This is a genomic window from Eikenella exigua, assembly GCF_008805035.1.
GTDB lineage: Bacteria > Pseudomonadota > Gammaproteobacteria > Burkholderiales > Neisseriaceae > Eikenella > Eikenella exigua.
In genome coordinates this window covers 384,264-404,178 of the sequence record NZ_CP038018.1, presented here as the reverse complement: position 1 = coordinate 404,178, position 19,915 = coordinate 384,264, and the positions used below count along the sequence as shown (strand labels likewise).

Genomic DNA, 19,915 nt, shown 5'->3' with positions numbered 1-19,915 from the left:
TATTAAAATATTGACGTTTCAGGCGGCTGATTATATCATGACGCGTTTATGTCAGACCCTATTTTGATTGATCCGAAAGCGCTGGCCGAACAGGCACAGCATCTGGCCGGCGAAATCCGGCTAAGCGAGATGGATGAGCGCGTGAGCCGGCACGAGTTTTTGGCCGAACGGCAAACGCCTGTGTCTTTTGCCTTACGGGGCGGCTGCGATAAACGGCAGCGCCTGTATTTGGATTTATCGGTTTCAGCGCAGTTGTCGCTGGTTTGCCAACGCTGCATGCAGCCGTTGCCCTTTGCTTTAAACGAACAGGCGCATATCGTTTTGTTTGATAGCGAAGAAGCGCTGGATGAAGCCATGGCAGCCGAAGAAGAGCTCGAAGGCATGCTGCCAGAAGCGCAGTTAGATGTCGGCATGCTAGTGGAAGAGCAGATTCTGATGGCGCTGCCGTATGCACCCTGCCACGAAAGCTGCCATTCTGATACGCTCGATGCCGTCAATCAAGATCGCCCCAATCCGTTTGCTGCTTTGGCGGCGTTGAAAAGTGGTCGTTAATTATTTTATTCAGGTTTATCCTCAGGAGTTCGCAACATGGCTGTTCAACAAAACAAGAAATCCCCCTCCCGCCGCGGCATGCACCGCTCCCACGACGCGCTGACTGCTCCCGCCCTGTCTGTAGACAGCGCTACCGGCGAAGTACACCGCCCGCACCACATTTCCGCCAACGGCATGTACCGTGGCCGCAAAGTCGTTAAGGCCAAAGACGAGTAAATCAGCCATAGGCCGATTCCAAGCCAGCAGATTGCCCTTAGCAATTACTGGCTTTTTTGCGTTGCATTGCAAATATAGGGCAGCAAAGAAAACCGGGGTTTCAGGCAGCCTGAAACAGCCTCTGTGCCTATTGGTTGCCCTCTGCTCAACAGCTGTTTACAATTTGCCGTCACGCAGATAACTCAATAACAACCCTCACTGCGCCGACTTAACAAAGGATTGAAAATGTCGGAAAAAATTTGGTACACCTACGACGAGATTCATCAAGCCATCCGCCATCTGGCGCAAAAAATCCAAGCGTCCGGCACTCGCTACGATGCGATGATCGCCATTGGCGGCGGCGGTTTCATCCCCGCGCGGATGCTGCGTAGCTTCATCAATATTCCAATCTACGCCATCACCACCGCCTATTACTGTAACGACCACAGCCACACCCCCCGCGATTCCGTGCAGAAAATCCAATGGCTCGACCCCATGCCGGAAAGCCTGAAAGGCAAACACGTTTTGGTGGTGGACGAAGTGGACGACAGCCGCGTTACCTTACAGTTCTGCCTCGAGCAGCTGCAACAAGAAGACTTTGCCTCGATGGGTGTGGCTGTATTGCACGAAAAAATCAAAGCAAAAAAAGGCATCCTCCCGCCCGATATCGCCTATTTCAGCGGTCTGGTTACGCCCGATTGGTGGATCAACTACCCCTGGGATGCCGACGACATCACCGAACACAACGCACTAGCCGCTCAAAAACCGCAACTGCCCTAAGGGCTACCTGAAACCATCCGTCCGCCGCTATTCCATTCTATCTTTCAGGTAGCCTCATGGCACGGCAACGGAACACAACGGAAACACAGAATTAAATGATTACTTTAGCCATAGACGCAATGGGCGGCGATGCCGGCCTCACGGTTACCATTCCGGCAGCTTTGGCCTTCCTACAAGAAAAAACTGATGTCAAACTCATTCTGGTAGGCAATGAAGAAGCCGTTCGCAGCATACTGAGCGAACACGCTTCACACGAGCGGCTACAAATCATACATGCCAGCGAAGTGGTGGGCATGGACGAAGCCCCTCAGTCGGCCTTGAAAAACAAAAAAGACTCCTCTATGCGCGTGGCCATCAGCCAGGTAAAAGCAGGAGTAGCGCAGGCAGCCGTATCCGCCGGTAACACCGGCGCACTGATGGCCACTGCCCGCTTCGTGCTCAAAACCCTGCCCGGCATCGACCGGCCGGCAATTGCCAAATTCATGCCCTCTAAAGGCGGCGGCCTCGCCCTGATGCTGGATTTGGGCGCCAACGTGGATTGCTCCGCCGCCCAGCTGTTGCAATTTGCCGTGATGGGCGGCGAACTGTTCGGCGCCATGTATCCGCGCAACAGCCAACCGCGTATCGGCCTGCTTAATGTCGGTACTGAAGACATCAAAGGCGGTAGCGTGATTAAAGAAGCACACCACCTGTTGCAACAAAGCCCGCTGAATTTTGTTGGCAACGTGGAAGGCAACGCTGTGTTCAGTGGCGAAATCGATGTTGTCGTGGCTGACGGCTTTACTGGCAACGCCGTACTGAAAGCCATTGAAGGTGCGGTTAAATTTATCGGCAGCATTATCCGCGAAGAATTCAGCCGCAACTGGCTAAACAAACTGGCTGCCCTGCTGGCACTGCCCACCCTGCGCGGCTTCAAAAACCGCCTCGACCCGCGCAAGTTTAACGGCGCCATCTTCCTCGGCCTGCGCGGCATCGTGATCAAAAGCCACGGCGGCGCAGACGTAGAAGCCTTCAAATACGCTCTACTCGAGGCCTACCACGAAGTTGAATCCGGCTCCATGGCCAAAATCGAACGAGGTATCGCCACCCAAATGGCACGCCTGACTACTGCAGCAGAGCAACCCCAAACTGCGACCAACCACGCAGAATAAGCCCCAACCATCCCGCAACCGAAAGGACGGTACAGCATGAATTGGCAACAACCCTGGATTATCGGCAACTGGAAAATGAACGGCCGCCGCAGATCAACAGCGGCATTTGCCCAAGCTTGGACGGCACAAAGGCTACCTGAAAACGTTAGCACTGGCATTGCCGTCCCCCTGCCCTATCTGCTCGACTTCAAACAAGCCGCCTCCACCCTACCAGTGGGCGCACAAGACGTCAGCCGCTTCGATAAAGATGGCGCATTTACCGGCGAAACCTCTGCCGCCATGCTGGCCGACCTTGGCGCACAATTCGTTCTGCTCGGCCACTCTGAACGCCGCCAGTATTTCGGCGAAAACAACGAATTCCTCTCTGCCAAACTAGACAACGCCTTAGCCACCGGTCTTACTCCGATTCTGTGCGTGGGCGAAACTCTAGCCCAACGCCAAGCCGCCCAGGAGCAGGCTGTAGTGGCCGGGCAACTCTCTGTACTGCGCGGCAAAGCCATGCCCCATATTGCCGTTGCCTACGAGCCGGTGTGGGCTATCGGTACCGGCCAGATGGCCTCTGCCGAACAAATTGCCGATATGCACGCTTTTATTTACACGGAACTCTTGTCTTTCGCCAACAAGAGTGCTAGTATTCGCGCTCTTTACGGCGGCAGTGTCAATGCACAAAACGCACAAACCATCCTGACCCTGCCTAATGTAGACGGTGCCTTAGTCGGCGGCGCATCCTTGCAGGCCGACAGTTTTGCCGCCATCGTTCAAGCCGCAGCAAAGCAATAAATAGCGAAACAAACATGGAAGCTTTTAAAACCCTTATTATGATTATTGGTGGCTTTGCCTCGATTGCTGTCATCGGCTTAGTGCTGATGCAGCAGGGCAAGGGTGCTGATGCTGGTGCGGCTTTTGGCACCGGCAGCGCGCAAGGCGTATTCGGTTCTGCCGGCAGCGCCAACTTCCTCAGCCGCAGCACTGCTATCGCCGCTACTGTATTTTTCTGCTGCTGTTTGGCACTCAGCATCATTTCCTCCAAGCAGGGCAGCGGTAACAAACTGGGGTTGGATGCACCTGCTGCAGCACAGCAGCACGCTCCAGCCGCTTCGCAACCAGCAGCAGCCAGCAAACCGGTTATTCCGGAGTAAAAACAAATTCTGATTTTTCAGCCGACATGGTGGAATTGGTAGACACGCTATCTTGAGGGGGTAGTGACCGTAGGTCGTATGAGTTCAAGTCTCATTGTCGGCACCATCTTCACAAAACAGCCCAATTTTTCGGGCTGTTTTTTTACGTCTAACGCCATCCAATGCAATTAGCCAAATTCAATACAGGCAAGGATTTCAGGCTGATTCAGTCTATCCTTTCCCCTTCCCTATTCAGCTAATCCCGTCTAATGCCGTCTAATTGAATTGCCCCTTTTGTGGGGGTATGATTGGGGGCATCCAGAAAATACCCTCAAAAATATACCCCCAGAATGCCCCTGAACGACCGCCAAATCAAGAACGCGAAACCTACCGGCACAGGAAAGAAAGCCAAGCTATTTGACGGCGGCCGCCTGTATCTGGAAGTTACCCCGGCAGGCGGTAAAATCTTCCGCTGGAAATACCGTATCGACGGTAAAGAAAAAACGCTGACTATCGGCAAGTATCCTGCCGTTTCCCTATCCGAAGCCCGGCAAGCTGCCGAAAACGCCCACCGTCTGCTGTCAGGCGGGCAAGACCCCGCTGCCGCCAAGCAACAGGAAAAACAAGAGCGAAAAGCCGCCGCCCTAAATACCTTTGAAGCCCTTGCCCGCCGCTGGCACGCCGACAATCTGCACCGCTGGAAGCCAAACCATGCAGAGCGCATCATGCGTTATTTTGAAACCGACGTTTTCCCGCTGATTGGAGAAATACCGATAGACAGCATCACGGTAGGGCAAATCAAACAAGTCTTAGACCGCATCACAGCGCGGGGCGTGAGCAACACCGCCGAAAAAGTAAGGGAATGGATAGGCGCAGTTTTCGATTATGCGGCCATGCTGGAAGTAACCGACCGCAACCCCGCCCGTGCATTGCGCAAATACATTGCCAAGCAACCGCCCAAAAACCGAGCAGCCCTGCCGCGTGAAGAACTGATGGAGTTTTACTGCCGCCTGATACTGGCCGAGATTGAACCGGCAAATAAAATCGCCCTATTGCTGCTGATGCTGGTGTTTGTACGTAATACCGAACTACGCGGCGGACAATGGGCAGAAGTGGATTTTGCCGCAGCGCAATGGATTATTCCTGCCGAGCGCATGAAGATGAAACGCAGCCATACCGTGCCGCTTTCCGATTGGGCGCTAGAGCTGTTGCGGGAGCTGCAAGACTTAACCGGCAATACCTCCTATCTATTCCCCAGCCGTACCAAACAAAACGGCCATATCAGCGAAAACACCCTAGGCAAAATCATGAACGGCATGGGCTATAAGGGCATTGCCACACCGCACGGCTTCCGCAGTTTGGCAAGCAGCATCCTGAACGAACAGGGCTACAAACGAACAAAAGGAGAACACCATGCCAGCCATCATCACAGGCAACGCACTAGAGGCGCTGCAAAGCCTGAACTATCCCGATACCGCCACCGATATAGAACTTGAAATTCCCCCTCGCAGCAAAGCGCAACGCCCGCCCGTGGATTTTGCAGAAGATTGACCGCTTGAACCTGCTTCAGACCACCTGAAAATAATTTGAGGATATTTGATATGGGATTTATTTCTGAAATCTACAAAGATGATGATAAATATATCCTGATAACAGATGTTATCTTGCTAGTTCAGAGCCTAGATAGCGACAATCCGAGCCTTAAAGAGACGGCAAAATTTCTTTTGCAAAAATATGAGGAAAGCCATATTGACGACATACCATTCAGACGAGTAGATGAAATATGTTTTATTAAAAACGTATCAGGGAGATACGAACAGGTTGATTATAAAAAACCGTTATTGTGTTTTCTTGAATTTGTAGTTATCTATGGTTGTCTTGATGATGGCGTTTGGGGAGATGACCCGACTTTTGTAGTGCCTAATAAATATTTAGATACTTATCTAGAGAAAAAAGCCGTAGTTGATTTTTTGAAAAATACATGCGGATTGAAATATTTTCAGGCTTGGGAAGGGAGCAAACCTGAAATTCAAACTACCCAACCCGACCATAAAGAGACAAAGCCGGCAGAATCTACGCCTGCAAGCACCCCGCAACAACGAAGAGCCGAAAACACGCAGGCAGAAATCATCGCCGCCCTTGCCTGCATGTACACAAAAACCGATTGTGGCAAACCATACGAAGCAGCCGAAACCATACGTCAAGAATGGGAGAGGCAAGCAGACAAACTAGGCAAGCCACCCAGTACAGATACCATCAGCAAATATATCAGCCGAGGCATGGAACGCCTTTCAAGATAAACCTAATTAGGATTGAGCCGAACCTAATTAGGACAAGCCGCCCACGAGGCGGCTTATTCTTTGCCCCGTTATCCAACAACAGCTAACGAGGTATCAAACCATGCAACAAAGCATCATCCGCCCCAAACAAGCCGCTGCCCTGTTCGGCGTTTCCCTCTCCACCCTTTGGAACTGGAACAACCCTAAGCACCGGCTATACCGCCCCGACTTTCCCAAACCCTTCAAGATTTCTGCCAATACCACCGGCTGGCTGCAATCAGAGATTGACGGCTACATCTGCAAGCTGGCCGAAAACCGCTAAGGAGGACGAGCCATGCAAAACAAAAACCGCCCGAACGCCAAGCATCCGAACGGCCAAACAAAGGGAATTACCACTACCCGCCATTCTACCATCCCTACGCAAAACCAGCGCATCCTCTCCGCCCTGCAGAGCGGGCAGAGCCTTACCGCCTACGATATGCACCAAATGGGCATCATGGGCTACAACGCCCGCATTTGCGAACTACGGCAGGCGGGGCATAACATCGTCTGCATCATGGAACGGACAAGAAACCAGTTCGGCCAAACCGTGAAACGTGGCCGCTACTGGCTAAGGCAGGAGGGTAAGGCATGAATATCATCAAACTGGATTATCAAGGCCTGCCCATCCACGCCAACCGCGAAGCATGGTTCAACGCAACCGAGATAAGGCTACCTGAAAAACCAGACACCAGCCGCCGCGCTGGTGTTTTGCATTCCCCGGTAGTTCGGATTGAAATCCGAGAGCCGGATTTATTTCCGAACTTCGGAGTGAGGTTTTATGAGGTTTTGCCCGTGTGGCAATGTAGGGTTTTGTTAGGTTTCCCGCCGCTGATTCGGGCGGAGCCGGTGAACCAAATGCACCACCTAGTGAACCACCTGCACTAGGTAGTGAACCTGCTGCACCAGGCAAGCCGGAAGATGACAAGTTTTGACAAGTTTTCAGCAACCGGAGCAGGGGCAAGACCCCGATTGCCATACCTAGGGAACAGGAGGCGCTTTGTGTTATACAGTAACAAATTCATTCAAACAAAATTAATTCTTGTACTTCAAAAACTGAAGTAATTAAGCCGCCATTACTTCAATTTCTGAAGTAACGCTTGCCTAAAAAATGGGCAATTACTTCAAAAACTGAAGTAGTCAGGCCATTTTTGGCCTCCGAGTTACTTCAATTTCTGAAGTCCTATATATAAGCCATATATACCCCCATTTTTTCTTTCACCCTCTTGCACAAAATATAGGCAGAAACATACGGGCGGCACACGGCGGAAAATTTCGGGCTACCTGAAAACTTGGGAGCGGAAAAACACACGGCGGCCATCCTCTGTCACCCCATCCCTTGCAGACTATCCGCCCTGCATGGGCCCTACCCCTGCCGACACCTGCAGGCCGACTGAACGGGAGCAGCCGCTCCGGGTTACCTGAAGCGGGGCAGTCCCACCCCCAAGCCCTGCTTGCTGAGCCGCCCGACACCAGCCCCCAACTTTGGGGCTTCTCTACACATCAAGCCATTACATGCCGGCAACGGCACGGCAAACCTTCGGCGTGCGTTTTCGCATGACCGTGGGAAATCCTTACGCCTGGGGTTTCTGAAAGATATAAAAAAGGGAAGCCCCGTTTCCAAGCCTTGCCGTAATCTTGCCGTGGCCGCCTGCCAAACCAACCGACCGCCCCTGCCCACCGGAAGCAGGAAGGCAAGTCAGCGCATACCAAAAACTAGGTAAGCGTGTGGAATGCCCTATTTTGCGTTTTAACGCGATTTACACCATTCAGGCTATCCCAACTACCAGACAACACAAACGCAATCCTAGAGCATCCTAGACGGCCTACTGAGCGTTTAAAGACTTTGCGCAGGCAGCAAGAGCGGCTTCAAGTTAGATTTATGGGGAAATCCAAGGCGGGAAATTTCAGGGAGCGGCAACATGAGCCCTGCCCCCGAACCGAACCGCATTTGCAAAATAACCCCATGAAAGCCCCATTTGAAACATCAATCCCATGCAATCCCAATATGCAGAATTTGCACCTTCGGAATTTCGAGCGGCCTCACGCGCGACAGGGGAAAGATTTTGACTTGTGCAAAATGGGGGTATATTTGGGGGTATATCAACACAACATGAAAATAAAATATCTTATAAACAATGAATTAAATCACCAATTCAAGTCTCATTGTCGCCCGATTTTCCGGGCTGTTTTTTCGTTTATCTCCATACCTTAATAATTGATATAACTAAAGCAATTATTCTTCATATTATAAGTGTCAAGCCGAAGACAACACAGGAGTGCGGCAAGGCAAACCAATGCAATATGTATGAAAAGTTTAGCCAAAACTACTCTTTCAGGTAGCACCTTGTACGGCAGCTAATACTACTTCCTTTCCGCCACTTTCTCCGTTAAAACCGTGCCGCCAAGGTAGTCGTAAAAAATTGTCGGAAAGAGTGTATGATGGCGAAGCCGATAGGCAGTATCCACCATGCCAACACCATGCCGGCCATGGTTTGGGGTGGTAGGGGGGGTTGGCGTAGGATGCCGAATGAGGCAAGCGACAGAAGCAGCACAGTAGCCCAGATGAAGTGCAGGCGCAGCTGGCGCAGGCTGGGGCGGCTGCCGGCAGGGGTTTACAGCTGTAGCCGCCACACTTTCATCGGCAGAGTTTGCCCGCGCAAGCTGTGCCGGCAGAGACGGAAATAGCCCCACACGGCAAGGATAATCAGCGCTACAGCAGTTTCGACCAACAGCAAGGCTTCTTAACACAGGGCGGCGAAACGGCGGCGGAAAGAGGCGGGGCGGGAGTGCTCATGCGAAGTGTTGTTGGCAAAAAGAATGAAGGGTTTGGCTGTGTTGCCGGAGGCTACCTGAAAACGGGTCGATCACCAAATCGGCGGGCAGTTTGCGCAGCCAGGTGAGCTGGCGCTTGGCAAGCTGGCGGGTGGCGGCAATACCCTGGGCAATGAAAGTATTACGGTCGGTTTTGCCTTGCAGATGTGCCCAAGCTTGGCGGTAGCCCACGCAGCGTACGGCGGGGTAGTCGGGATTGAGCTCAGGATATTGCACTTGCAATCGGCCTACTTCATCAAGAAAGCCTTGCTCCAACATGGCGTGGAAGCGCTGTTCGATATTGTGGTGCAGCCGTTCGCGCTGCGCCGGAATCAAGGCGATGCTGCGCAGGGAGAGCATCGGCGCGGTGCTTGGCTGTTCGGCGAAGTGTTGGCTGAGCGGCCGGCCGGTGAGCAGCCACACTTCCAATGCGCGTTCGATGCGCTGGCTGTCGCCGGGATTGAGGCGGGCGGCGGTGGCGGGGTCGGCCTGTTGCAGTTGGGCATACAGGTGTGGCAGGCCGTGTTGCTGTTTTTGCTCTTGCAGTTGGCGGCGGATTTCAGGATTGGCGGCGGGCAGGCTGTTGAGGCCGTTAACGAGGGCGTGGTAGTACATCATGGTGCCGCCCACAATCAGCGGTAGGCGGCCGCGCGCATGGATTTCACGGCACAGGCGCAAACAATCGTTCAAAAAATCGGCCACGCTGTAGCTTTGCGGCGGGTTGATGATATCGATGAGATGATGCGGCACGGCAGCGCGCTCGGCAGGAGTGGGCTTGGCGGTGCCGATGTCCATGCCGCGGTAAATTAGTGCGGAATCGAGGCTGACGATTTCCAGCGGCAGCTTTTCGGCCAAGGCAAGCGCGAGCGCGGTTTTGCCGGCGGCGGTGGGACCGAGCAAGGCGAGTGCCGGCGGCGGAGTGGATTGCGGCATGAGGCTACCTGAAAAAGAAATGGATTTTCCGGCTTTAGATTTCAGGCAGCCTGTGACCACACAAAAGGCTACCTGAAACATCAAGCCACACGGCGCGGCATTCTATCAGCCGCATGATTAGAAAACAAAATATAGTGAACTAAAATAAGAATGCTACAGCGCTGACCCGCCCTGCCCCGCTCCCGCCTTTCAGGCTACCTGAAAATCAGGTAGAGTTCGGCCTAACGTAAATTTCCCCATTTCACCCATGAAACACAGCCAATTTCACCGCATCGGCATCGTTACCCGCCCTAACACCCCGCACTTGGGCGAAACCCTGAGCGAGCTGGTGGCCTTCTTTCTGGGAAACGGGCTCGAAGTGCTGCTAGACGAAGAATGCAGCAATGTTTTGCTTGCCAACCCGCTGGCCGAACGCTGCCGCCGGGTGGCCAAAGAAAACATGGGCACCTGCTGCGATCTGGTGCTGGTGCTCGGCGGCGACGGCACCTTTTTATCCGTAGCCCGCCAGCTCGCACCCTACCGCATCCCCATCATGGGCGTACATTTGGGGCATTTAGGCTTCCTCACCCAAGTGCCGCGCCAAAACATGATTGCCGACATTTCGCGCATGCTCGCCGGCCAATACCTGCCCGAAGAGCGCATCATGCTCGAATGCACCACGCAGCGCCACGACGAATCCGACTGCACCGCGCTGGCCCTCAACGAAGTAGTCATCAATCGTGGCGGATTGGGGCAGATGATTGAATTTGAAGTGTTTATCAACCAAGAGTTTGTCTATACCCAACGCTCCGACGGGCTGATTGTGTCCACCCCCACCGGTTCCACCGCCTACGCCCTGGCCGCCGGCGGGCCGATTCTGCAATCCACCCTGCGCGCCCTCACCCTCGTGCCCATCTGCCCGCAATCCATGACCAACCGCCCCATTGTGGTGCCCGACAGCTGCGAAATCGAAATCCTCATCACCAAAGCCGACAACGCCCGCGTGCATTTCGACGGCCAATCCCACCTCGACCTGCACAGCATGAACCGCCTCACCATCCGCCGCTACCGCAACACCCTGCGCGTGCTGCACCCCACCAACTACCAATACTACAAAACCCTGCGCCAGAAACTGCATTGGGGCGAGCAGCTGGTTTAGCGGACAGAGGCTACCTGAAAACGGTTTTGATCAATTAAACCGGCCGGGCTCATGCCCGGCTTTTGGTTTTTCAGGTAGCCTTTCCGCGTTGGAATCCACCATGTGTAAGCACCGGGCAATTCAAATCAAAAAGGCTACCTGAAATTTTTAGCTTCGCTTTCAGGTAGCCTTTCCAACCAATAAATAATTGGGAAAAACCGCATGGGTAATACGCCTCAGCCCGCGCTAGCAAACCGAGGAAAGGCAAGCCAACGCCGTAGAAAGTAAAGCGTTCCGGCTATAGCCGTTTCAGCTAGCCTCTTTGCCGCCTGATGCCTTGCTATGCGTATCCGCCCACTCAATCAATGCCTGGCGCAAGTCTTCTAAACCCAGGCTTTGGGTAACAGAGAGGCGCACGGCGGCGATTTGGCCGCTTTTGCTGCGCAGGATGCCGGGCTGTTGCTGCTCGGCGGGCAGGAGGTCGATTTTGTTATACAGCAAGAGCTGTGGCACATCGGCGGCGCCGATTTCGGCTAACACGCGGTTGACGTCTTCCATGCGCTGCTCGTAGTCGGGCTGGGAAACGTCGGCCACATGGAGCAATACGTCGGCTTGGGCGGTTTCTTCCAGCGTGGCGGAAAAGGCGGCCACCAGGCGGTGCGGCAGGTCGCGCACGAAGCCGACGGTGTCGGTAAGGATGATGCTGTGCTCACGGTCGAGATACAGGCGGCGGGCGGTGGTGTCGAGCGTGGCGAAGAGCTGGTCTTTGGCCAACACGTCGGCTTTGGTGAGGCGGTTGAACAAACTGGATTTGCCGGTGTTGGTGTAGCCCACCAGGGCGAAAGTGGGCAGGCTGCCCTGCTGGCGGGCTTTGCGGCGGGTGGCACGCTGGCGGCGCACGTCGGCAAGGCGTTTTTTCAGGGTGGTGATTTTTTGGGCAATCAGGCGGCGGTCGGTTTCAAGCTGGGTTTCGCCCGGGCCTTTGAGGCCGATGCCACCTTTTTGGCTTTGCAGGTGGCCGTAGCCGCGCACCAGGCGGCCGGAGAGGTGGGTGAGCTGCGCCAGCTCCACTTGCAGGCGGCCTTCCTGGCTTTGCGCGCGTTGGGCGAAAATGGCGAGAATCAGCCCCACGCGGTCGAGCACGCGGCATTGCAGCTTCTCTTCGAGGTTGCGCTCCTGCGTGGGCGTGAGCTCGTGGTTGAACACGGCCAATTCGATATTGTGCGCCTGCACTTCCGCTGCCAGTTCCTCGGCTTTGCCGCTACCCACAAACAAGGCGCCGCTGGGGCGGTCGCGGCGGGCGGTGGAAACGTGCACCAACTCCCCGCCGCCGGCGTGCACCAGCTCGGCGGCTTCGTCCAACACGTTTTGGAAAGCACGGGTGCGCTGCTCGTTGCTGCCGGAGAAACTGTCGGCCAGCATCACACCCACCAGCAATACGCGCTCGGGGCGGCTGAGGGATTTATCGGGCTGGAAAGGCGGGCGGCGCGGCATGACATCAGGCAGAACGATTGAAGATGCGGCATTATAGCGCATGGGCAGGCAGCGGGAGGCTACCTGAAAGCATGAGTTTCAACGAAGTTAAAACAGCATGCCCAGATGCGGCCTGATCCAGCCACACACGCCACCGCGTTTACCTCAAACTGGCAACCAAACGGACGGCGTGCGAAAGGCTGGCTGAAAAAGGCTACCTGAAAGCGTAAGCCTCAACGAAGTTAAAACCGAAACATGGGTTTCAGGTAGCCTTTCAGCAATGGCAGACGATTTACAATATTTTGTTTTTTGTTACAATCCGATCATCGGCAATACCCTTATTCCCCTTTCCAAACAGGAGCGGCAAGATGAAGCAATCAATGATGAACACGGCAGCGGGCGTATTGGCGGCAGTGCTATTGGGCAGTGCGGGCTTGGCATATGCCAACCCCTATCCGGTTGGCTCGCAGCAATGGCACAACTTTAATGGCATCATGCAGTCGGAAGCAGATCGGATACAGCGCGAGCGCAATGCCGTACGGCAACAGCCAACCTACTCCGGCCCCACCGCCGCCGAAATACGCGCCTGGGAGCAGCGTGAGGCGGAGGTGCAAGCCGAAATCGCGGAACTGCGCCGCACGCCGTTTTACATGGCCATCGCTAACGATTTCGGCAGCAACCAAATGATGTGGGCTGGCGGTTTTAGTACCGAGCAGCGGGCGGTGGAAGAGGCACTCAAGCAATGCCGCACTTCCAATTGCAGGGTTATCAAAACATTGAGCAACTCCTGCGCCGTGGTGGTGGGTGCCACCAACCACCCGCGTTCCAACGCTGATTTCTTCATCGGCGTGAACAAAAACGACCGAGTGGCAGCACGCCAAGCCATGCAGGCTTGCGAAACAGTGCATGGCAAAGACCGCCAAGACAGATGTTTCTATTCAACCGTTCGCACTAAAAACGGCACCGCGTTCTGTGCCGGCTACGATTACGGCGTATACGGCCAAGATTGATATTGGGTATCGGCAAAAGGCTACCTGAAAACCGAATATGGTTTTTCAGGTAGCCTTTTATTTGCTGCGGCTTTGGCTTACTTGCCGCTGCCCAGTTTCGGCAACACCGAGCCTTCGCCCAGCGAGAGCAGGCCGCTGTCGGCGTAGATGCCGAGTTTGGCGCGGGTGTCGGTAATGTCGAGGTTGCGCATGGTGAGCTGGCCGATGCGGTCGAGCGGGGTGAAGGCGGCGTTTTCCACCTTTTCCATGCTCAGGCGTTCGGGCGCGTAGGTGAGATTGGGCGATTCGGTGTTCAGAATCGAATAGTCGTTGCCGCGGCGCAATTCGAGCGTTACTTCGCCGGTGATGGCTTTGGCCACCCAGCGTTGGGCGGTTTCGCGCAGCATCAGGGCTTGGCTGTCGAACCAGCGGCCTTGATAGAGCAGGCGGCCGAGGCGCAGGCCGTTGATGCGGTATTGCTCGATGGTGTCTTCGTTGTGGATGCCGGTGAGCAGGCGCTCGTAGGCAATGTGCAGCAGCGCCATGCCCGGGGCTTCGTAGATGCCGCGCGATTTGGCTTCGATGATGCGGTTTTCGATTTGGTCGCTCATGCCGAGGCCGTGGCGGCCGCCGATGCGGTTGGCTTCGAGGAAGAGTTCCACCGCGTCGGCAAAGGTTTGGCCGTTCAAGGCTACCGGCACGCCTTCTTCAAAGCGCACGCTGACTTCTTCGGGTTTGACTTCGACGCTTTCGTCCCAGAAGGCAACTCCCATGATGGGTTTGACGATTTTGATGCCGCTGTTGAGGAATTCCAAATCTTTGGCTTCATGCGTCGCGCCGAGCATATTGGAGTCGGTGGAATAGGCTTTCTCAACCGACATTTTGTATTGGAAGCCGTTGGCAATCAGAAATTCGCTCATTTCGTGGCGGCCGCCGAGCTCGTCGATAAATTGCTGGTCGAGCCAGGGTTTGTAGATTTTCAGTGCGGGATTGGTGAGCAGGCCGTAGCGGTAGAAGCGTTCGATGTCGTTGCCTTTGTAGGTGCTGCCGTCGCCCCAGATATTTACGTCGTCTTCTTTCATGGCGGAAACGAGCATGGTGCCGGTTACGGCGCGGCCGAGCGGGGTGGTGTTGAAATAGGGCACGCCGCCGGTGGACACATGGAACGCGCCGCATTGGATGGCGGCGATGCCTTCGTGCGCGAGCTGGGCGCGGCAGTCGATTAAGCGGGCGTTTTGCGCGCCGTATTCCATGGCTTTTTGGGGAATGGCGTTGTAGTCGTCTTCGTCGGGCTGGCCGAGGTTGGCGGTGTAGGCGTAAGGCAGCGCGCCTTTGAGTTTCATCCACAGGAGGGCGGCGGAGGTGTCGAGCCCGCCGGAAAAGGCTATGCCGACTTTTTGGCCAACGGGCAGGGTTTGCAGAATGGTGGCGTTGGTGTGGTTCATGGTGCTCCTTTGTTTGGCAAGATGGTTGAAGGCTGGGATTGTGTGCCAGCCGGCACAGATTGTCTAGCTTCACGATAAGGCTACCTGAAAATGCCCGGTTTACGTATGTGGCGCTTTCAGGTAGCCTGTGTGCCTTTGGTGAAATCAAGGAGCGGGCAGTGGGGAATCGGCAAACTTTGCCGCGGCGGCAAACGATGATTTGGTATGTGCTGTATACGGGCATTTCCTGCGGCCTGCTCTACGGCGCGCTAACCGTGTTGTGGAAAGGCGGCTGGCAGTCGCCGCAGGCCATGCTGCTGCGCCTGGCGGGATTCGATGGGCTGAGCGTCATGCTGATGTCGGCCATCCACTGTTTGTGGCTGCTTGCGCTGCCTGCCCTGCTCACGATTTGGCTGGCCGGCCGTTTGGCTTGGCAAAATAATCTGCCGGGGCGGGCAATGGCCACTTTGGCCTGGACGGGGCTGACGGCGGTTTTGTATGCCCTGCCGCAGCTGGCGGGCATGGATGTGGTGCCGGAGCTCAACCGGCTGATTGCCAACACTTTGGAGAGCATGCTGCCTGTGCCCAACGGCAATTTCAGCCGGCTGATGGCCACGCCGCCGTGGTATGTGCTGCCCGCGCTGTTTGCGGTCGGCGGCTGGTTCTCGGCCATGATGGTGCTGCCCCACGAACAAGACGAAACTTGGGGCGACCGCACAGGCGAACACGGCGAGCAGTGGTGAAGGACGCTGAGACTACCTGAAATTTCACAAACTACTAGAAATTCAACCTGTGCCTATGACCAAAAATATTACGTGCGCCAAGTTTCCGAAAGAAGTTTATTGCCTCCCACAATAGAGCAAGCAGCGAAGGCTATGGTGGAAGTTAAGTTAATTCGCCATATATCCCGTATCTTGTATAATCGCACCCTATTCCAACTTTATTTCATGAGGATAATACCGTGAACCGTTCCTACCCCCACCCGCTGATTGCGCGGGAAGGCTGGCCGTTTATTTTGGGCGGGCTGCTGCTGAGCGTGCTGGTGAGCATCTGCTGCGGCTGGTGGTCGCTGCCGTTTTGGGTGTTTACCGTGTTTGTGGTGCAATTTTTCCGCGATCCGGCGCGCGATATTCCGGCCGACCCGGAAGCAGTGCTCTGCCCGGCCGACGGCCGCATTGTGGTGGTAGAACGCGCTGAAGACCCGTTCCGCAAGGTGCCCGCGCTGAAAATCAGCGTGTTTATGAACGTGTTCAACGTGCATTCGCAACGTGCTCCGGTTGACGGCACAGTTACGCAGGTGGACTACTTCCCGGGACAATTCGTGAACGCCGCACTGGATAAGGCCTGTACGGAAAACGAGCGTAACGCGGTTTTCGCCACCACCCGAAGCGGGCGCGAGCTTACCTTTGTGCAGGTGGCAGGCCTGGTGGCGCGGCGTATTTTGTGCTACGTGCAGCCGGGCGAGAAAATCACACGCGGCCAACGCTACGGCTTTGTTCGCTTCGGCTCGCGGGTGGATGTGTATCTGCCCACCGATGCCGTGCCGCTGGTGGCCATCGGTGAGAAAGTGCGCGCCAGCGAAACCATTTTGGCACGCCTGCCGCTGGAAGCGAATGGCGAACAAACCGTCATCGAAGCAGCTTCGGCCTTGGTGCAGGAAGCAGCGGAAGAAGTACTGCCGGAGTAAGCGGGTTTAGTCTTTCAAGATAAGGCTACCTGAAAGCATAAGCTTCAACGAAGTTAAAACAGGCATACCGGCCTTCCGGCATCCATACCCAACCAGCAAAAAAGGCTACCTGAACTTTCAGGTAGCCTTTTGCCTGTGTGGGCAAACCGTTGGCAATTAATCCGCCAGTTTCACCACGCCGTTCATCACGCCGACATAGCCGGGGAAGGTAACAGAGGCTTCTTCGCTGCCGCCGATGATTTTGGTGTGGGCAATCACGCGCCTACTGCACTGCTTTATCCGGCGGCATAAAATTCCTCTAAATCGAAAAATAATCCGGCTTCAGGTAGCCGGAAAGCCGGATATGGCATGGGCGGTTTTTAGCCGGCCTGCGGCGCAATATGCTCTTTTCCCACGGCCCCGCTGTTTTGATACAGGGTAAACAGGGAAACGCCTTCGTTGCGGACGCGGTCGCCGCCGGGTAAGTCGGTGAACTCAAGGATGGCAGCGGCTTCCACCACGCTCCCGCCGAGCTTGTGGATGAGTTTAATGCCGGCGTGCATAGTGCCGCCGGTGGCCACTAGATCGTCCACCAGCAAAACGCGGGCGTTGTCTTTAATGGCGTCGGTGTGGATTTCCACGGTGGCTTCGCCGTATTCGAGCGCGTAGCTTTCGGAAAGGGTGGTAAAGGGCAGCTTGCCTTTTTTGCGGATGGGCACAAAGCCTACGTTGAGCTGATAGGCCAGCGCGGCGCCGATGATGAAGCCGCGCGCGTCCAGCCCGGCCACCACGTCGATGTCTTGCGTCATGTAGCGGTAGGTGAGCAAATCCACCAATAGGCGGAAATATTCCGGGCTTTGCAGCACGGGGGTGATGTCGTGGAACAGCACGCCTTTCTGCGGCCAGTTTGGGATTTTGCGGATTTTCTGCGCCAGCATTTCAACAGTCATCACTTCGGGGTGGAACAGCATAGCGGGTATCTTTCAGGTAGCCTTTGGAAAGCGCGAATCTTACCACTTCCCCAAACAAAATTGCACCTGCATCAAACTCCCTGCGCCAACAAAGGCCCCACTCGCCGGATTTTTGGTTACAATCAAACTTCATACTGCACAAAAGGGAAACCATGGAGACCGGCTATTCAGACACGCATGTAACCAACCTGCAAGAATGTTTGGCCTGGCTGAAAGGCTATGCCGCACAGCAAAACGAGGCCGACCGCGCACTCTTGCAGCAAGCTTTCGCACTGGCCGAAGTGCACTACCCCGCCAACGCACAAACCTACGCCGGCGAGCCGCTGCTGCCGCACGCCGTGGGTGCAGCGCAGATGGTGGCACAGCTCGATTTGCTGCCCGAAGCCGTGGCTGCCACCATATTGTCGGGCATGTCTAAGCAAGGCGGGGATTGGCAGCTTCAGGTAGCCGGGCAGTGCGGGCAAACCGTATGCAGCCTGATGCAGGGCATCGACCAAGTGCAGAAGCTCACACACTTCGCCCGCGTGGATGGCCTGGCCACGCCAGAAGAACGCGCTGCGCAGGCCGAAACCATGCGCAAAATGCTGCTGGCCATGGTGTCCGACATCCGCGTGGTGCTGATCAAGCTCGCCCTGCGCACCCGCACCATGCAATACCTCGGCAGCTGCCCCGACAGCCCAGAAAAACGCAGCATCGCCAAAGAAACGCTGGATATTTTCGCTCCACTGGCCAACCGCTTAGGTGTGTGGCAGCTCAAATGGCAGCTCGAAGACCTCGGCTTCCGCCACCAAAACCCCGAAGAATACCACCGCATCGCCCACCTGCTCGACGAAAAACGCCCCGAGCGGCAGCACTATATCGACCACTTTCTCGGCATCCTCAAAGCCGAGCTGGCCAAATACGGCATCCGCGATTATGACGTGGCCGGCCGCCCCAAACACATCTACTCCATCTACCGCAAGATGGTGAAGAAAAAGCTCGATTTCGAAGGGCTCTACGATATCCGCGCTGTGCGCGTGCTGGTGAACAGCGTGCCCGAGTGCTATACCGTGCTGGGCATCGTGCACAGCCTGTGGCAGCCCATCCCCGGCGAATTCGACGACTACATCGCCAACCCCAAAGGCAACGGCTACAAAAGCCTGCACACCGTGATTGTCGGCCCTGAAGACAAAGGCATCGAGGTGCAAATCCGCACCAAAGAAATGCACCAATTCAACGAATTCGGCGTGGCCGCCCACTGGCGTTATAAAGAAGGCGGCAAAGGTGATTCCGCATATGAGCAGAAAATCGCCTGGCTGCGCCAGCTCTTGGATTGGCGTGAAAACATGGCCGAAAGCGGCAAAGCCGACCTCGCCGCCGCCTTCCAAACCGAGCTGTTTAACGACACGATTTATGTGCTCACCCCGCACGGCAAAGTGCTCTCCCTGCCCGTGGGCGCCACCCCCATCGACTTCGCCTACGCCCTGCACAGCAGCCTGGGCGACCGCTGCCGCGGCGCCAAGGTAGACGGCCAAATCGTGCCGCTTTCCACCCCGCTGGAGAACGGCCAGCGCGTGGAAATTATCGCCGCCAAAGAGGGCGAACCATCCGTAAACTGGCTGTATGAAGGCTGGGTGAAGAGCAACAAAGCCGCTGCCAAAATCCGCGCCCACATCCGCCGCCAAAATGCCGAAAGCGTGCGCGAACAAGGCCGGCTGCAACTGGAAAAAACCCTGCTCAAAGTCCAGCCCAAGCCCAATATGCAGGCTTTGGCCGAAAAACTCGGCTTCAAAAAACCAGACGAACTCTACACCGCCGTGGCACACGGCGAAATCATGCCCCGCGCCGTGCAGAAAGCCTGCGGCCTGCTGGCCGAGCCGCCTGCCGCGCCGGTGAGCACCGAGAGCATCGTCAAACAGTCGCGCATCAAAGAAACCAGCGGCAAAGGCGGCATTTTGGTGGACGGTGAATCTGGCCTGCTCACCACGCTGGCCAAATGCTGCAAACCCGCCCCGCCCGACGAAATCGCCGGCTTCGTAACGCGCGGGCGCGGCATTTCCATCCACCGCATCGGCTGCGCCTCTTTCCAGAAACTCGCCGCCGACGCGGCTGAAAAAGTTGTGCCAGCCTGCTGGGCCGGCGTGCCTGCCGGGCAAGTGTTTGCCGTGGATATCGAAGTATCCGCCCAAGACCGCAACGGCCTGTTGCGCGATATTTCCGAAGCACTGGCGCGGCATAAACTCAACGTGACCGCCGTGCAAACCCAATCGCGCAACCTGCAAGCCAGCCTGCGCTTCACGTTGGAAGTACATCAGGTGGACGACCTGCCGCACGTACTTGCCAGCCTCGCCAACGTGAAAGGCGTAACCGGCGTGAGCAGGCTGTAGGCACATGGTTTAACCGGATAAGGCTACCTGAAAACTCAACCAAGCATT

General features: G+C 55.7%; 21 protein-coding genes and 1 tRNA gene. 17 read left to right on the top strand and 5 right to left on the bottom strand.

Features of this window, described 5'->3' with window-relative positions; all coding sequences use genetic code 11:
- Positions 1 to 48: 48 nt before the first annotated feature.
- From EZJ17_RS02170 to EZJ17_RS10405, 12 genes are all read left to right on the top strand, one after another.
- Complete coding sequence (locus tag EZJ17_RS02170; RefSeq protein WP_067441484.1) at positions 49 to 552, top strand: YceD family protein; 504 nt, start codon at positions 49 to 51, stop codon at positions 550 to 552.
- A gap of 36 nt (positions 553 to 588) precedes the next feature.
- Positions 589 to 768, top strand: a complete 180-nt coding sequence (gene rpmF / locus EZJ17_RS02165; RefSeq protein WP_067441481.1) for a 50S ribosomal protein L32 — start codon at positions 589 to 591, stop codon at positions 766 to 768.
- A gap of 225 nt (positions 769 to 993) precedes the next feature.
- Positions 994 to 1,527, top strand: coding sequence for a phosphoribosyltransferase (locus EZJ17_RS02160; protein ID WP_067441478.1), 534 nt, complete (start codon positions 994 to 996; stop codon positions 1,525 to 1,527).
- Between the two features lie 95 nt (positions 1,528 to 1,622).
- Positions 1,623 to 2,678 carry a phosphate acyltransferase PlsX gene (plsX, locus tag EZJ17_RS02155; RefSeq protein WP_067441474.1) on the top strand — a complete coding sequence of 352 codons (1,056 nt, stop codon included), beginning with the start codon at positions 1,623 to 1,625 and terminating at the stop codon, positions 2,676 to 2,678.
- Between the two features lie 36 nt (positions 2,679 to 2,714).
- The gene (tpiA, locus tag EZJ17_RS02150) at positions 2,715 to 3,458 is read left to right on the top strand and encodes a triose-phosphate isomerase (protein ID WP_067441472.1); all 744 of its coding nucleotides are present in this window, start codon (positions 2,715 to 2,717) and stop codon (positions 3,456 to 3,458) included.
- A gap of 14 nt (positions 3,459 to 3,472) precedes the next feature.
- A complete protein-coding gene (secG, locus tag EZJ17_RS02145; RefSeq protein WP_067441471.1) occupies positions 3,473 to 3,817 on the top strand; it encodes a preprotein translocase subunit SecG in 345 nt (114 codons plus the stop codon).
- Positions 3,818 to 3,837: 20 nt separating this feature from the next.
- A tRNA-Leu gene (locus EZJ17_RS02140) sits at positions 3,838 to 3,923 on the top strand.
- A gap of 223 nt (positions 3,924 to 4,146) precedes the next feature.
- Entirely contained in the window at positions 4,147 to 5,292 is a 1,146-nt protein-coding gene (locus EZJ17_RS02135; RefSeq protein WP_151086042.1) for a tyrosine-type recombinase/integrase, read from the top strand.
- Positions 5,293 to 5,397: 105 nt separating this feature from the next.
- Positions 5,398 to 6,096 (top strand): hypothetical protein, encoded by a 699-nt coding sequence (locus EZJ17_RS02130; RefSeq protein ID WP_067440769.1) that lies wholly within the window; start codon positions 5,398 to 5,400, stop codon positions 6,094 to 6,096.
- 100 nt (positions 6,097 to 6,196) lie between these two features.
- A complete protein-coding gene (locus EZJ17_RS02125; protein WP_067440766.1) occupies positions 6,197 to 6,397 on the top strand; it encodes a helix-turn-helix transcriptional regulator in 201 nt (66 codons plus the stop codon).
- 12 nt (positions 6,398 to 6,409) lie between these two features.
- On the top strand, positions 6,410 to 6,709 hold the full coding sequence (locus EZJ17_RS02120) for a helix-turn-helix domain-containing protein (RefSeq protein ID WP_067440763.1): 300 nt from the start codon (positions 6,410 to 6,412) through the stop codon (positions 6,707 to 6,709).
- Positions 6,706 to 7,002 (top strand): hypothetical protein, encoded by a 297-nt coding sequence (locus tag EZJ17_RS10405; RefSeq protein ID WP_067440760.1) that lies wholly within the window; start codon positions 6,706 to 6,708, stop codon positions 7,000 to 7,002. The genes EZJ17_RS02120 and EZJ17_RS10405 overlap by 4 nt, the downstream gene beginning before the upstream one ends.
- Positions 7,003 to 8,729: 1,727 nt before the next feature.
- On the opposite strand, the gene EZJ17_RS10755 is transcribed toward EZJ17_RS10405, so the two are convergent.
- Entirely contained in the window at positions 8,730 to 8,852 is a 123-nt protein-coding gene (locus EZJ17_RS10755; protein WP_255361763.1) for a hypothetical protein, read from the bottom strand.
- Between the two features lie 55 nt (positions 8,853 to 8,907).
- Complete coding sequence (gene miaA, locus EZJ17_RS02105) at positions 8,908 to 9,861, bottom strand: tRNA (adenosine(37)-N6)-dimethylallyltransferase MiaA (RefSeq protein WP_067440757.1); 954 nt, start codon at positions 9,859 to 9,861, stop codon at positions 8,908 to 8,910.
- A gap of 247 nt (positions 9,862 to 10,108) precedes the next feature.
- On the opposite strand from miaA, the gene EZJ17_RS02100 reads away from it, so the two are divergent.
- Positions 10,109 to 10,999: an NAD(+) kinase gene (locus tag EZJ17_RS02100; RefSeq protein ID WP_067440754.1), complete on the top strand. Its 891-nt coding sequence runs from the start codon at positions 10,109 to 10,111 to the stop codon at positions 10,997 to 10,999.
- A gap of 288 nt (positions 11,000 to 11,287) precedes the next feature.
- On the opposite strand, the gene hflX is transcribed toward EZJ17_RS02100, so the two are convergent.
- Entirely contained in the window at positions 11,288 to 12,472 is a 1,185-nt protein-coding gene (gene hflX / locus EZJ17_RS02095) for a GTPase HflX (protein ID WP_067440795.1), read from the bottom strand.
- A 347-nt stretch (positions 12,473 to 12,819) separates the two neighbouring features.
- Between hflX and EZJ17_RS02090 the strand changes: the two genes are divergently transcribed.
- The gene (locus EZJ17_RS02090; protein WP_151086039.1) at positions 12,820 to 13,461 is read left to right on the top strand and encodes a DUF4189 domain-containing protein; all 642 of its coding nucleotides are present in this window, start codon (positions 12,820 to 12,822) and stop codon (positions 13,459 to 13,461) included.
- A gap of 77 nt (positions 13,462 to 13,538) precedes the next feature.
- On the opposite strand, the gene argG is transcribed toward EZJ17_RS02090, so the two are convergent.
- Positions 13,539 to 14,885 (bottom strand): argininosuccinate synthase, encoded by a 1,347-nt coding sequence (gene argG / locus EZJ17_RS02085; protein WP_151086036.1) that lies wholly within the window; start codon positions 14,883 to 14,885, stop codon positions 13,539 to 13,541.
- A gap of 59 nt (positions 14,886 to 14,944) precedes the next feature.
- Here argG and EZJ17_RS02080 point away from each other — a divergent pair, with 59 nt between their 5' ends.
- Together EZJ17_RS02080 and EZJ17_RS02075 are read left to right on the top strand one after the other, a co-directional pair.
- Positions 14,945 to 15,607 (top strand): hypothetical protein, encoded by a 663-nt coding sequence (locus EZJ17_RS02080; RefSeq protein WP_151086034.1) that lies wholly within the window; start codon positions 14,945 to 14,947, stop codon positions 15,605 to 15,607.
- Positions 15,608 to 15,825: 218 nt separating this feature from the next.
- A complete protein-coding gene (locus tag EZJ17_RS02075; RefSeq protein ID WP_067440743.1) occupies positions 15,826 to 16,551 on the top strand; it encodes a phosphatidylserine decarboxylase in 726 nt (241 codons plus the stop codon).
- Between the two features lie 359 nt (positions 16,552 to 16,910).
- Here the strand turns inward: EZJ17_RS02075 and EZJ17_RS02065 are convergent, their stop codons facing one another.
- Complete coding sequence (locus EZJ17_RS02065) at positions 16,911 to 17,501, bottom strand: adenine phosphoribosyltransferase (RefSeq protein ID WP_067440740.1); 591 nt, start codon at positions 17,499 to 17,501, stop codon at positions 16,911 to 16,913.
- 152 nt (positions 17,502 to 17,653) lie between these two features.
- On the opposite strand from EZJ17_RS02065, the gene EZJ17_RS02060 reads away from it, so the two are divergent.
- Positions 17,654 to 19,867, top strand: coding sequence for a RelA/SpoT family protein (locus EZJ17_RS02060; protein ID WP_067440737.1), 2,214 nt, complete (start codon positions 17,654 to 17,656; stop codon positions 19,865 to 19,867).
- The last annotated feature ends 48 nt before the right edge of the window (positions 19,868 to 19,915 follow it).